The organism is Cellulomonas sp. NS3, from assembly GCF_024757985.1.
Classification (GTDB): domain Bacteria; phylum Actinomycetota; class Actinomycetes; order Actinomycetales; family Cellulomonadaceae; genus Cellulomonas_A.
Genome location: NZ_CP103289.1, coordinates 2092722 through 2105920, shown reverse-complemented (window position 1 = coordinate 2105920; position 13199 = coordinate 2092722). Strand labels below are relative to the sequence as shown.

Below are 13199 nucleotides of genomic sequence, written 5' to 3'. Positions count from 1 at the left end.
TCGGCGGAGCGGCCCGAGCGGCGCAGCCCTCAGTCGGCCGACGCGACCGCCGCCGCGAACTGGCTCGCGTACAGCCGCGCGTACGCCCCGCCGGCCTCGAGCAGGTCGGCGTGGTTGCCCTGCTCGACGATCGACCCGTGCTCCATGACGAGGATCACGTCCGCGTCCCGGATCGTCGAGAGCCGGTGCGCGATGACGAACGACGTGCGCCCGGCGCGCAGCACCCCCATCGCCTGCTGCACGAGCACCTCTGTCCGGGTGTCGACCGAGGACGTCGCCTCGTCGAGCACGAGGATCGCGGGGTCGGCGAGGAACGCGCGGGCGATCGTGAGGAGCTGCTTCTCGCCCGCGCTGACGTTGCCGCCCTCGTCGTCGATGACCGTCTCGTAGCCGTCGGGAAGCGTGCGCACGAAGCGGTCGACGTGCGTGGCCTCGGCCGCCGCGACCATCTGCTCGGGCGTGACGTCGTCGGCGCCGTAGGTGATGTTCGCGGCGATCGTGCCGCCGAACAGCCACGTGTCCTGCAGCACCATGCCGATCTGCGAGCGCAGGTCGTCGCGCGTCAGGGTCGCCGTGTCCACGCCGTCGAGGGTGATGCGCCCCGAGCCGACCTCGTAGAACCGCATGAGCAGGTTGACGAGCGTCGTCTTGCCCGCGCCGGTCGGCCCGACGATCGCGATCGTCTGCCCGGGCTCGGCGACGAGCGAGAGGTGCTCGATGAGCGGTGTCTCGTCGTCGTACCGGAACGACACGTCCTCGAACGCGACCCGTCCGCGCACCGGCGGGGCGACCCGGGCGGGCTCGGCCGGGTCCGGGCTCTGCTCGGCCGCGTCGAGGAGCTCGAACACCCGCTCGGCGGACGCGACGCCCGACTGCAGGAGGTTCATCATCGAGGCGATCTGCGTGAGCGGCTGCGTGAACTGGCGCGAGTACTGGATGAACGCCTGGACGTCGCCGAGCGAGATCGCGCCCGACGCGACCCGCAGCCCGCCGACGACGGCGACGACCACGTAGTTGAGGTTCGCGAGGAAGCCCATCGCGGGCATGATCGTCCCGGAGATGAACTGCGCCCGGAAGCTCGCGTCGTAGAGCTCGTCGTTCTGCACCCGGAACGTCTCGACGGCCTCGCGCTGGCGCCCGAACACCTTGACGAGCGCGTGGCCCGTGTACATCTCCTCGATGTGCGCGTTGAGCCGCCCGGTCGCGGCCCACTGCGCGACGAACTGGGGCTTCGAGCGCTTCGCGATCTGCGCGGTCACCACGACGGACACCGGCACGGTGACGAGCGCGACGAGCGCGAGCAGCGGCGAGATCCAGAACATCATGACGAGCACGCCGACGACCGTGAGCACCGACGTGATGAGCTGCGAGAGCGTCTGCTGCATCGTCTGGCCGACGTTGTCGATGTCGTTGGTGACGCGGCTGAGCACCTCGCCGCGCTGCTGGCGGTCGAAGTAGGACAGCGGCAGGCGCGAGAGCTTCGCCTCGACCTCCTCGCGCATCGTGTACACCGTGCGCTGCACGACACCCGTGGTCAGGCGCGCCTGGAGCCAGCCGAACAGGAACGACCCGACGTAGACGACGAGCACGAGCACGAGGATCCCGCGCAGCGCCCCGAAGTCGATGCCGACGCCCGGCACGGCGCCGGTGCCGCTGACGAGGTCGGCGAGCTGGTCCTGACCCTGCGCGCGCAGCCCCTCGACGGCCTGCGCCTGCGAGACGCCCGCCGGGAGCTGGCGCCCGAGTACGCCGTCGAAGATCACGTCGGTCGCCCGGCCCAGCAGCCACGGCCCGGTCACGACGAGCGCGACCGACGCGACGCCGAGCACCACGATGACCCCGAGCCACGCGCGCTCGGGGCGGAGCACGTGCAGCAGCCGCCGGCTCGACCCGCGGAAGTTCACCGACTTCTCCCCGGGCATCCCCATGGAGCCCATCGGGCCGTGCCCGCGCTGCGCGGGGGCGTGCGCCGGACGGGCCGGTGCGGCGGCGCTCATGCGGCCTCCTCCTCGCTGATCTGGGAGTACACGATCTCGCGGTAGGTCTGCGAGGACTGGAGCAGCTCGGGGTGCGTCCCGCTCGCGACGACCTCGCCGTCCTCGAGCACGACGATGCGGTCGGCGTGCCGGATGGTCGCGACGCGCTGCGCGACGATGACCACCGTCGCGTCGCGGGTCTCGGGGACCAGCGCCGCACGCAGCGCCGCGTCGGTCGCGAAGTCGAGCGCCGAGAACGAGTCGTCGAACAGGTAGATCTCGGGCCGGCGCACGAGGGCCCGGGCGATCGCGAGCCGCTGGCGCTGACCGCCCGAGACGTTGGTCCCGCCCTGCGCGATCGGGGCGTCGAGCCGCTCGGGCATCGCCTCGACGAAGTCCCGCGCCTGCGCGACCTCGAGCGCGTGCCACAGCTCCTCGTCGGTCGCGTCCGGCTTCCCGTAGCGCAGGTTCGAGGCGACGGTGCCGCTGAACAGGTACGGCTTCTGCGGCACGAGCCCGATCGCGGTCCAGAGCGCCTCGGGGTCGAGCTCGCGCACGTCGACCCCGTCGACGAGCACCGCGCCCGCCGTCACGTCCGCGAGCCGCGGCACGAGGTTGAGCAGCGTCGTCTTGCCCGCGCCCGTCGAGCCGATGATCGCCGTCGTGCGGCCCGGCTCGGCGACGAGGTCGACCCCGCGCACCACGGCGTTCTCGGCGCCCGGGTAGCGGAACTCGGCGCCGCGCAGCTCGAGGTGCCCGCGTCGGCCGGGGTCGGGGGTGCGAGGTGTCGCGGGCGGGACGACCGACGTCTCGGTGTCGAGGACCTCCTCGATGCGCTCGGCCGACACCACGGCGCGCGGCACCATGACGAACATCATCGTGGACATCATCACGGCCATGAGGATGTACATGAGGTAGCTGAGGAACGCGGTGAGCGCCCCGATCTGCATCTGGCCGGCGTCGATGCGCTGCGCGCCGAACCACAGCACCGCGACGCTCGACGCGTTCATCACGAGCATCACGACGGGGAACATGAGCGCCATGAGCTGCCCGACGCGCAGCGACGCGGTGTACAGCTCGGTGCTCGCGACGGCGAACCGCTCCGACTCGCGCCGCTCGCGCACGAACGCCCGCACGACCCGGATGCCCGTGATCTGCTCGCGCAGCACCCGGTTGATCGCGTCGATGCGCTTCTGCATGGCCCGGAACCACGGGATCATCCGCGAGATGATCAGTCCGACCGTCACCCCCAGGACGGGCACGACGACGACGAGCAGCCACGACAGCGTGACGTCCTCCTGCAGCGCCATGATCACGCCGCCGACGAGCATGATGGGCGCGGTCACCATCATCGTGAAGCTCAGCAGCACGAGCATCTGGACCTGCTGCACGTCGTTCGTCGTGCGCGTGATGAGCGACGGCGCCCCGATCCGCCCGACCTCGCGCGCGGAGAACTCCTGCACGTGCGTGAACAGCCCGCCGCGCACGTCGCGGCCGAACGCCATGGCGGTGCGCGAGCCGATGAAGACCGCGGCGACGGCGCACACGATCTGCAGCAGCGAGACCCCGAGCATCACACCGCCGACGCGCAGGATGTAGGCCGTGTCGCCGCGCGCGACGCCGTTGTCGATGATGTCCGCGTTGAGGCTCGGCAGGTACAGCGTCGCGAGCGTCTGGACGAGCTGGAGCACGAGCACGGCCACGACGGCGCCCCGGTACGGGGCGAGGTACTGCCGGATGAGTCGGACGAGCACCCGTGCATCCTTCGCCGCTGGTCAGGGGCGGTCAAGCGAGTTGCGGGGTGTTCGGCTCAGGGCAGACACGGGTCGGGCGGCGCACCGGCTCGCGGTGCGCCGCCCGACCTCGTCCCCCTCGCGGCGTCAGCCCTGCGCGGACGGGCCGTCGTACGGGCGCGTGTCCCGCTCGATCGGCGCGGCCTGCTGCGGGCCGGACTGCGGCGGCGTCGTCGGCTCCGCCTGCCGCGGGGCCGCCTGCGCCGGGGCGTCCGGCGTGGCGTGCTGGGGCTTGGTGTACCCGAACGCCCCCGTCGGACGCTGCCCGGCGGCGGCCAGCGGGTCGGAGGGCTGGCCGCTGAGCGTCCCGGCGCTCGTGGCGTCGGCCGTCGCGATCTCGAGCTCGCGCCGTGCCTGCGCGAGCGCCTCGGCCGGGTCGACGAGCGACGTCGGCGGCAGGTCGTCCCCGAGCGGCGACGTGCCCGCGGGACGGGTCGGCGCAGCCTCGCCGTCCTCCCCGGTGAACGCGCCGGCGAAGCCCTTCGTGAACTGGCCCAGGGCGCCCGTGAGCTCCGACGGGATGACCCACACCTTGTTCGCCGGGCTCGACGCGAGCTTCGGCAGGGTCTGCAGGTACTGGTACGCGAGGAGCTTGGGGTCGGCGTCGCCGCGGTGCACGGCGTCGAAGACCTGGAGGATCGCGCGCGCCTCGCCCTCGGCGGTCAGGATCGCCGCCTGCGCGGACCCCTCGGCCCGCAGGATCGCCGCCTGCTTGTCGCCCTCGGCGGTGAGGATCTGCGACTGCTTGACGCCCTCGGCGGTCAGGATCGCCGCACGGCGGTCACGCTCGGCGCGCATCTGCTGCTCCATCGAGCCCTGGATGCTCTGCGGCGGGTCGATCGACTTGAGCTCGACGCGGTTGACGCGGATGCCCCACTTGCCGGTCGCCTCGTCGAGCACGCCGCGCAGCTGGCCGTTGATCTGGTCGCGGCTCGTGAGCGTCTGCTCGAGGTCCATCGACCCGATGACGTTGCGGAGCGTCGTGACCGTGAGCTGCTCGATCGCGGTGATGTAGTTCGCGATCTCGTAGACCGCCGACTTCGGGTCCGTGACCTGGAAGTACAGGACCGTGTCGATGCTCACGACGAGGTTGTCCGACGTGATCACCGGCTGCGGCGGGAACGACACGACCTGCTCGCGCAGGTCGACGCCGGCGCGCACGCGGTCGACGAACGGGATGAGCAGGTGCAGGCCGGCGTCCATCGTGCGCGAGTACCGGCCGAGCCGCTCGACGATGACCGCGACGGTCTGCGGCACGATCCGCACCGACCGCGCGAGCGCGATGACGACGAACACGGCGACCAGCGCCAGCACGACGTAGCCGACGATGGTTCCTGGGCTGACAGATGACTCGTCCACTGTGCTCCTCCGTGGCTGCGCGAGCGGGCCCGCGCGCGGGTCCTCGGGCTCGGCGAGCCCGCGGTCGGTCTGGGGTCAGGCGGGCTCGGCGAGCGCGACGACCGCCGTGGCGCCGTCGATCGACGTGACGCGCACCTCGGCCCCGGGCGGGTACGTGACGTCCTCGGCGGCGGCGCGGGCCGACCACACCTCGCCCGCGAGCTTCACACGGCCGCCGAGCTCGGTCGTCGTCGCGACGACGATGGCGGGCCGCCCGACGAGCGCCGCCGCGTTGGTCTCGACGAGCGGCATGCGCCGGCGCAGGTGGCGCAGCAGCCAGGGACGCAGCGCGAAGAGCATGAGGACCGACGTGACGGTCGCCGCGACGATCTGGATCGTGAGGTCCGCCCCGAGCAGGGCGGCGGCAGCCCCCGCGAGCGCGCCCCCGGCGAGCATCAGGAGGATGAGGTCGAGGGAGAGGATCTCCGCGATCGCCAGCAGCGTGGCGCTGCCGACCCACCACAGCCAGGCGTTCATCTGACTCACCGTCTCTCTGGTGCCGGCGACGCGGTGGACCCTCGACCGGCGTGGTCGTGACCCTGCGTCGTCGGATCGATTCTAGACGATCGCTTTGCCCCGACGTGAGAGAACGCTGAGGCGTTCGTGCACGTCGCAACGACGTCGCCGCCGCCGGGACACCGGCACAGCCGGAGGCTCACGGGGGACGCCGGGACGCCGGGACGATCAGCCCGCCGCGCGCGCAGTCCACCGGTCGCCGGTGCGCTCGACCACGAGGTCGAGGCCGAACGCGCCCGACAGGTTCTCCGCGGTGAGCACCTCCTCGAGCGGCCCGCGCGCGTGCACCTCGCCGTCGCGCAGCAGGAGCAGGTGCGTGAAGCCGGGCGGGATCTCCTCGACGTGGTGCGTCACGAGCACGAGCACGGGCGAGCGCGGGTCGCCGGCGAGCTCGGCGAGCGCGGCCACGAGCTCCTCGCGCCCGCCGAGGTCGAGGCCCGCGGCGGGCTCGTCGAGCAGCAGGAGCTCGGGGTCGGTCATGAGCGAGCGCGCGATCTGGGTCCGCTTGCGCTCGCCCTCGCTCAGCGTCCCGAACCGGCGGTCGGCGAGGTGCGCGACCCCGAACGCCGCGAGCAGGTCGCCCGCGCGGCTCTCGTCGAGCTCCTCGTACGACTCGCGCCAGCGGCCCGTGACGCCGTAGGCGGCGGTGAGGACGACGTCGCGCACGGTCTCCCCCGCCGGGATGCGGTCGGCGAGCGACGCGCTCGACAGGCCGATGCGGGGGCGCAGCTCGAACACGTCGACCCGGCCCATCCGCGAGCCGAGCAGGTCGGCGGTGCCGGCCGAGGGGTGCATGCGGCCCGAGGCGACCTGGAGCAGGGTCGTCTTGCCCGCGCCGTTGCGACCGAGCACCACCCACCGCTCCCCCTCGCGCACGGTCCACGAGAGCCGGTTCAGGATCGTCGTGGTACCGCGACGGATGGACACGTCCTGCAGGTCGAGCACGTCGGTCATGGGCACCGACCTTAGTCGGCGCGAGCGGGCCGGACGTCACCGGGGCGTGCCCGGATCACGGCGGTCCACGTCGTACCGTGGTGCGGTGGATCACTCGGTGCTCGCCCTGCCGCGCTCCGTGCTGCTCGCGCTCTGGCTGCAGGAGATCGGCTCGGGCTCGGCGCCCGTCCAGCGGGCCGTGACCGCCGTCCAGGGGGACGACGAGCCGCACACCGTCCGCGTCGGCGAGGGCACCGACCTCGGGGCCGCCGCGACGCTGCCCGACCTCGTCGCCGCATGGGCCGCCGGCCCGCGCGCCGCGGCCGCCGCGCTGCCCGTCCCCGGGGACCCGGGCGGGGCACCCGCGGCCGTCGCCGGTCCCGCGGTGCTCGCGGGCGAGTGCGTGCTCGTGCACGGCCTGCACGGGACGTTCGCCGCGGTGCCGCACGTCGAGGAGTTCGGCAGCGCGTACGAGCCCGGGCACCTCGTCACGTGGGAGGTCGCGCGGGTGCCCGACTGGCGTCCGGCGCTCGTCGGGCAGGTCGGGACGCTCGCCGAGGCGGAGCGGGACCTGCGCACCGCGCTGATCCAGGCGACCGAGGCGCTCGCGTCGCTCGACGTGGCCCGGTGGCGACCCGACGCGGCCGAGGCGATCGCCGCCCTGCGCAGCGACGTCGACCCGGGCTGGGGCCTGCCGCCGACGCTCGAGGGGCGGCGCGTGCGGGTCCTCGCGAGCGCGGCGCGGCTCCGGGCGATCGTGCGGCTCGCGACGGCCGACGACGGCGGCGCGGTCAACCTGTGGCAGGCGGACCAGCGCTCGACGGCGCTGCGCGAGGTCGACCGGGCGGCCCGCCGCGCGATGTCGTCGGCGACGCACGTGCCCGACGCGTTCTGAGCCGACGCGTTCTCAGCCCGAGCGTCCCGACCGCGCGCAGCACCTCCCGGGGAAGCGGTCGACGACGCGCTCAGGCCCCCAGCACGCTCCGGTAGACGTCGATCGTGCGCTCCGCGACCGCGTCCCACGAGAAGTGGTCCTCGACGCGCCGGCGCGAGGCCACGCCACGCTCGGCCGCCCGAGCCGGGTCGGACACGGCCTCGACGAGCGCCGACCCGAGGTCCGCGACGAACTTCTCGGGATCGAGCGGGGTCCCGGTGCCGTCCTGGACCTGCTCGATCGGCACGAGCCACCCCGTGACGCCGTCGTCGACGACCTCGGGGATCCCGCCCGTCGCGGAGCCGACGACCGGCAGCCCGACCGCCATGGCCTCGAGGTTGACGATGCCGAGCGGCTCGTACACCGACGGGCACACGAACACGGTGCCGGCCGCGAGCACCGCGACGAGCTCGGGGCGCGGGAGCATCTGCTCGATCCACACGACCCCGCCGCCGCGGCGCGCGCGCAGCTCGTCGACGAGCCCGGTCACCTCGGCGGCGATCTGCGGCGTGTCCGGGGCGCCCGCGCACAGCACGAGCTGCACGTCGGGCGGGAGCAGGTCGGCGGCCCGCAGCAGGTACGGCAGGCCCTTCTGCCGGGTGATGCGTCCGACGAAGACCACGGACGGCCGGTCCGGGTCGATGCCGAGGCGGCGCACCACGGCGTCGGCCTGCGCGAGCGCCTCGTCGTCCGTCGGGCGCTGCCACCCCGCGAGGTCGATGCCGTTGTGCACGACGTGGACGCGGTCCGGGTCGATCGCCGGGTAGCTGCGCAGGATGTCGGCGCGCATGCCGCCGCTCACCGCGATGACGCCGGCCGCCGCCTCGAAGGCGGTCCGCTCGACCCAGCTCGACAGCGCGTAGCCGCCGCCGAGCTGCTCGGCCTTCCACGGGCGCAGCGGCTCGAGGCTGTGCGCCGAGACGACGTGCGGGACGCCGTGGAGGAGCCCGCCGAGGTGGCCCGCGAGGTTCGCGTACCAGGTGTGGGAGTGCACCAGGTCGGCGCCCTCGAGGTGCGCGGCGATCTGCAGGTCGACGCCCATCGTCGCGAGCGCCGCGTTCGCGCCGGCGAGCTCGGCGGGCACGTCGTACCCGTGCACGTCTGCCTCTTCGCGCGGACCGTCGAAGCAGTGCACGCGCACGTCGATGCTGCGCCTCAGCACGGCCGCGAGCTCGGCCACGTGGACCCCTGCCCCGCCGTACACGTGGGGCGGGTACTCCCTGGTCAGCAGGTCGACTCGCATCGTGTCCCCTCTCCACCGGCCGGGGCTCCCCCGTCCACCGTGCGACACGCTAGTCCTTCGCGGCGTTCACCTCGCCTCGGGAACGGCGGAGGCCTAGGGTCTGTCCCATGGCAGCGCCGCGCGTCCTGGCAATCGTCCTCGCAGGTGGGGAAGGCAAGCGGCTCATGCCGCTGACGGCGGCACGGGCCAAACCCGCCGTGCCGTTCGGCGGCATCTACCGGCTGGTGGACTTCGCGCTGTCGAACCTCGTCAACTCGCACTACCTGCACATCGTGGTGCTGACGCAGTACAAGTCGCACAGCCTCGACCGGCACGTCGCCAAGACGTGGCGCATGTCGACGCTCCTCGGCAACTACGTCGCCCCGGTGCCCGCGCAGCAGCGCGTCGGCAAGCACTGGTACCTCGGCAGCGCGGACGCGATCTACCAGTGCCTCAACATCATCGAGGACGAGCGCCCCGACATCGTAGTCGTGGTCGGCGCCGACCACGTGTACCGCATGGACTTCTCCCAGATGGTCGACCAGCACGTCGAGTCGGGCGCGGAGATCACCGTCGCCGGCATCCGGCAGCCGATCGGCATGGCCGACCAGTTCGGCGTCATCGAGACCGACCCGAGCGACCCGGTCCGCATCGCGGCGTTCCGCGAGAAGCCGAGCGACCCGGTCGCCGTCCCGGGCTCGCCCGACGAGATCTTCGCCTCGATGGGCAACTACGTCATCAACGCCGACGCGCTCATCGAGGCGGTCACCGCCGACGCGGCCGACCCGAACTCGCGCCACGACATGGGCGGGGACCTGGTGCCGTCGTTCGTCGAGAAGGGCACGGCGGCGGTCTACGACTTCATCAAGAACGACGTCCCGGGCTCGACCGACCGGGACCGTGACTACTGGCGCGACGTCGGGACGCTCGACTCGTACTACGACGCGAACCAGGACCTCATCTCGATCGAGCCGGTCTTCAACCTGTACAACGACTCGTGGCCGGTGTTCACGGGCTACACGGGCCTGCCGCCCGCCAAGTTCGTGCACGCGGGCCCGGGGCGCCTGGGGCACGCGGCCGACTCGATCGTCTCCCCCGGCGTGCTCGTCTCGGGCGCGACGGTCTCGGGCTCGATCCTGTCGCCCGGGACCTACCTGCACTCGTGGGCGCAGGTGACCGACTCGGTGCTCATGGACGGCGTGCACGTCCAGCGCTACGCGCAGGTGCACCGCGCGATCATCGACAAGAACGTCATCGTCCCGGAGCGGGCCCGGATCGGGCTCGACCGCGAGCACGACCTCGCGCGCGGGTTCACCGTCACGGAGTCGGGCATCACGGTCGTCCCCAAGGGCCACGTCATCGAGGACTGACCCCGGGGGCCGGGCCCGGACCTGTCGTCGCGCCGCCTGAGCCCGTGCCGGCACGGACCGACGGGGCCGGGCCGACGAGGGCTGAACGCGCACGACGGGCCCGCCGCCCCCACGGCTACCCTGCCTCGCGTGACCACCGTGCCTGCCGCCGACGCCGCCCGCCCCGACGCCGCCGCCCGCCCGCGCCACCTCGTCGTCATGGACGTCGACTCGACCCTCATCACGGGCGAGGTCATCGAGCTGCTCGCGGACCACGCCGGAACGCGCGCGGAGGTCACCGAGATCACCGAGCGGGCGATGCGCGGCGAGCTGGACTTCGCCGCGTCGCTGCACGCGCGTGTCGCGGCCCTCGCCGGCCTGCCGGTCACGGTCTTCGACGACGTGCTCGCGGCGGTCGAGCTCTCCCCCGGTGCCACGGAGCTGGTCGAGGAGCTGGCGCGCCGCCGCTGGCCGCTCGGGCTCGTCTCGGGGGGGTTCGTCGAGGTCGTCGCCCCGCTCGCCGCGCGCCTCGGGATCACGCGCTTCCGGGCCAACGCGCTCGAGGTCGACGGCGGCGTGCTCACGGGCCGCGTCTCGGGGCCCGTCGTGGACCGGGCCGCCAAGGCCACGTTCCTGCGCGAGCTCGCCGCGGCCGAGCAGATCCCGCTCGACCGCACCGTCGCGATCGGCGACGGGGCGAACGACCTCGACATGATCGCCGCCGCGGCGTTCGGGGTGGCGTTCAACGCCAAGCCCGTCGTGTGCGCGCAGGCGGACGCGGTGCTGGGCGCGCGGCTCGACGAGGTGCTCGCGCTCGGGCCGTTCGCCTGAGCCCGCCGCGCTGACCGGTCGGCCCGGCCGGACCGGTCCGCACGACGCGTCAGGACGGCAGGTCGACCCGGGCCCGATCGGCCCGCACGACCCGTCGGGACGGCCGCCGTGCCGCCCGGCCCAGCGTGCGCGGAGCGGTCAGCCGGCCGTCACGAGGCGCAGCAGCCGCGCGCCGTCCGGCTCGAGCGCGGACCACGCGACGTCGGTCTCCAGCACCGAGTAGCTCGCCGTGGGGACGCCCGTGCGCACGCGCACCTGCGCCGTCTCGTCCGACCCCGGCCCCGCGAGCAGCGCGGCGGCCTGGGAGACGGTCGGCTCGTGCCCGACGAGCAGCACGGTGCGCGCGTCCGGGTCCACCGAGCGGACGAGCTCGAGCAGCTCGCGGGCCCCCGCGGTGTAGAGCTCGTCGGACACTTCGACGTGCGGGGCGTCCGTGCCGAGCGCGTTGCGCGCGAGGTCCCACGTCTGACGCGTGCGGACCGCCGAGGAGCACAGCACGAGGTCCGGGACGAGGCCCGCGTCGCGCAGGCTCGCCCCGACCAGCCCCGCCTGGCGGCGACCCTCGAGCGCGAGCGTGCGCACGTGGTCGTCGAGCACCCCGCCCGGCTCGGCCTTCGCGTGCCGCAGCAGGACGAGCCGCCGCGCGGCCGTCGACGTCCCGGTCACGGGCTACAGACCCATCGCGTGCACGCCGCCGTCGACGTGCACGATCTCGCCGGTCGTGGCCGGGAACCAGTCGGACAGCAGCGCGGCGACCGCGCGCGCCGTGGGCTCGGGGTCGTGCACGTCCCAGCCGAGGGGCGCGCGCTCGGGCCAGCCGCCCTCCATGGCCTCGAAGCCGGGGATCGACTTCGCGGCGGTCGTGCGGATCGGGCCGGCCGAGACGAGGTTGACGCGCACGCCGTGCGGTCCGAGGTCGCGCGCGAGGTAGCGGGCCGTCGACTCGAACGCCGCCTTGGCGACGCCCATCCAGTCGTACACGGGCCACGCGTAGCGCGCGTCGAAGGTCAGGCCGACGATCGACCCGCCCGAGGAGAGCAGCGGCTGCGCGGCGACCGCGAGCGCCTTGAGCGAGTACGCGGACACGTGCACCGCGGTCGCGACGTCCTCCCACTCCCCGGCGAGGAAGTTGCCGCCCATGACGGACTGCGGCGCGAAGCCGATCGAGTGCACGACGCCGTCGAGCCGGTCGACGCCGAGCTCGCGCACGCGGTCCGCGAGCGCAGCCAGGTCCTCGGCCGACGTGACGTCGAGCTGCACGACGGGCGCCTCCGCGGGCAGCCGCCGGGCGATCGCCTGCGTGAGGCGGAACTGGCGCCCGAAGGAGGTGAGGACGACCTGCGCGCCCTGCTCCTGGGCGAGGCGGGCGACGTGGAACGCGATCGAGCCGTCCGTGAGGACGCCGGTCACGAGGAGCTTCTTGCCGTCGAGCAGACCCATGGGTGCTGTTCCGTTCCGGTCGAGTCGAGAGGGGGTCAGTGGCCCATGCCGAGGCCGCCGTCGACGGGGAGGACGGCCCCCGAGACGTAGGCGGCGTCGGGCGAGGCGAGGAAGTGCACGGCGGCGGCGATCTCGTCGGCGTGCCCGAACCGCCCCGCGGGGATCGACGCCTTGTAGGCGTCCTGGCGCTCGGCGGGCAGCTCGGCCGTCATCGCCGTGTCGATGAAGCCGGGGGCGACGACGTTCGCGGTGATCCCGCGGCCGCCGAGCTCGCGCGTGATCGACCGTGCCATGCCGACGAGGCCGGCCTTGGACGCGGCGTAGTTGACCTGCCCGGGCGAGCCGTAGAGCCCCACCACCGAGGAGACGAGCACGATGCGCCCCCGACGGAGCCGGATCATGCCCTTGGAGGCGCGGCGCACGCAGCGGAACGCGCCCGTGAGGTTGACGTCGAGCACCTGCTCGAACTCCTCGTCGGTCATCCGCATGAGGAGCTGGTCGCGCGTGATCCCGGCGTTGGCGACGAGCACCTCGACCGGTCCGTGGGCGGCCTCGACCTCGGTGAACGCGGCGTCGACGGCGGCGGTGTCCCGCACGTCGCCCGTCACGCCGAGCACCCCGTCGGGGAGGTCGCCGCTGCGGTAGATCGTGGCGACCTTGTCGCCGGACGCGACGAAGCGCTCCGCGATCGCGCGGCCGATGCCCCGGTTGGCACCCGTGACGAGGATGCTGCGGGGTCCGTTCTCACCTGCTGGAGTCTGCGGCACGAGATCCGACGGTATCCGACACGCGGGCCGGGTGTCGGTG

12 protein-coding genes are annotated in these 13199 nt (G+C 73.6%); 3 read left to right on the top strand and 9 right to left on the bottom strand.

Annotation, left to right across the window (positions count from 1 at the left end; translation table 11 throughout):
• Nucleotides 1-29: 29 nt before the first annotated feature.
• From NXY84_RS09650 to NXY84_RS09630, 5 genes are all read right to left on the bottom strand, one after another.
• Nucleotides 30-1997, bottom strand: a complete 1968-nt coding sequence (locus NXY84_RS09650) for an ABC transporter ATP-binding protein (protein ID WP_309485075.1) — start codon at nt 1995-1997, stop codon at nt 30-32.
• The gene (locus tag NXY84_RS09645) at nt 1994-3730 is read right to left on the bottom strand and encodes an ABC transporter ATP-binding protein (RefSeq protein ID WP_258726861.1); all 1737 of its coding nucleotides are present in this window, start codon (nt 3728-3730) and stop codon (nt 1994-1996) included. The genes NXY84_RS09650 and NXY84_RS09645 overlap by 4 nt, the downstream gene beginning before the upstream one ends.
• Nucleotides 3731-3856: 126 nt before the next feature.
• Nucleotides 3857-5128, bottom strand: coding sequence for an SPFH domain-containing protein (locus NXY84_RS09640; RefSeq protein ID WP_258726860.1), 1272 nt, complete (start codon nt 5126-5128; stop codon nt 3857-3859).
• A gap of 75 nt (nt 5129-5203) precedes the next feature.
• A complete protein-coding gene (locus NXY84_RS09635) occupies nt 5204-5644 on the bottom strand; it encodes an NfeD family protein (protein WP_258726859.1) in 441 nt (146 codons plus the stop codon).
• Nucleotides 5645-5851: 207 nt separating this feature from the next.
• The gene (locus NXY84_RS09630) at nt 5852-6637 is read right to left on the bottom strand and encodes an ABC transporter ATP-binding protein (protein WP_258726858.1); all 786 of its coding nucleotides are present in this window, start codon (nt 6635-6637) and stop codon (nt 5852-5854) included.
• Nucleotides 6638-6722: 85 nt separating this feature from the next.
• On the opposite strand from NXY84_RS09630, the gene NXY84_RS09625 reads away from it, so the two are divergent.
• Nucleotides 6723-7511 carry a hypothetical protein gene (locus tag NXY84_RS09625; RefSeq protein WP_258726857.1) on the top strand — a complete coding sequence of 263 codons (789 nt, stop codon included), beginning with the start codon at nt 6723-6725 and terminating at the stop codon, nt 7509-7511.
• A 70-nt stretch (nt 7512-7581) separates the two neighbouring features.
• Here the strand turns inward: NXY84_RS09625 and glgA are convergent, their stop codons facing one another.
• The gene (gene glgA, locus NXY84_RS09620) at nt 7582-8793 is read right to left on the bottom strand and encodes a glycogen synthase (RefSeq protein WP_258726856.1); all 1212 of its coding nucleotides are present in this window, start codon (nt 8791-8793) and stop codon (nt 7582-7584) included.
• A gap of 107 nt (nt 8794-8900) precedes the next feature.
• Here glgA and NXY84_RS09615 point away from each other — a divergent pair, with 107 nt between their 5' ends.
• Entirely contained in the window at nt 8901-10142 is a 1242-nt protein-coding gene (locus tag NXY84_RS09615; protein WP_258726855.1) for a glucose-1-phosphate adenylyltransferase, read from the top strand.
• 198 nt (nt 10143-10340) lie between these two features.
• Nucleotides 10341-10952, top strand: a complete 612-nt coding sequence (gene serB / locus NXY84_RS09610; protein ID WP_258727167.1) for a phosphoserine phosphatase SerB — start codon at nt 10341-10343, stop codon at nt 10950-10952.
• 138 nt (nt 10953-11090) lie between these two features.
• Here serB and NXY84_RS09605 read toward each other — a convergent pair whose 3' ends face one another.
• Genes NXY84_RS09605 through fabG form a run of 3 tightly spaced genes read right to left on the bottom strand, consistent with a single transcriptional unit; the run spans nt 11091 to nt 13159 of the window.
• The gene (locus NXY84_RS09605) at nt 11091-11618 is read right to left on the bottom strand and encodes a SixA phosphatase family protein (RefSeq protein ID WP_258726854.1); all 528 of its coding nucleotides are present in this window, start codon (nt 11616-11618) and stop codon (nt 11091-11093) included.
• A 3-nt stretch (nt 11619-11621) separates the two neighbouring features.
• Complete coding sequence (gene fabI, locus NXY84_RS09600) at nt 11622-12392, bottom strand: enoyl-ACP reductase FabI (RefSeq protein ID WP_258726853.1); 771 nt, start codon at nt 12390-12392, stop codon at nt 11622-11624.
• A 35-nt stretch (nt 12393-12427) separates the two neighbouring features.
• On the bottom strand, nt 12428-13159 hold the full coding sequence (gene fabG / locus NXY84_RS09595; RefSeq protein WP_258726852.1) for a 3-oxoacyl-ACP reductase FabG: 732 nt from the start codon (nt 13157-13159) through the stop codon (nt 12428-12430).
• Between the last annotated feature and the right edge of the window lie 40 nt (nt 13160-13199).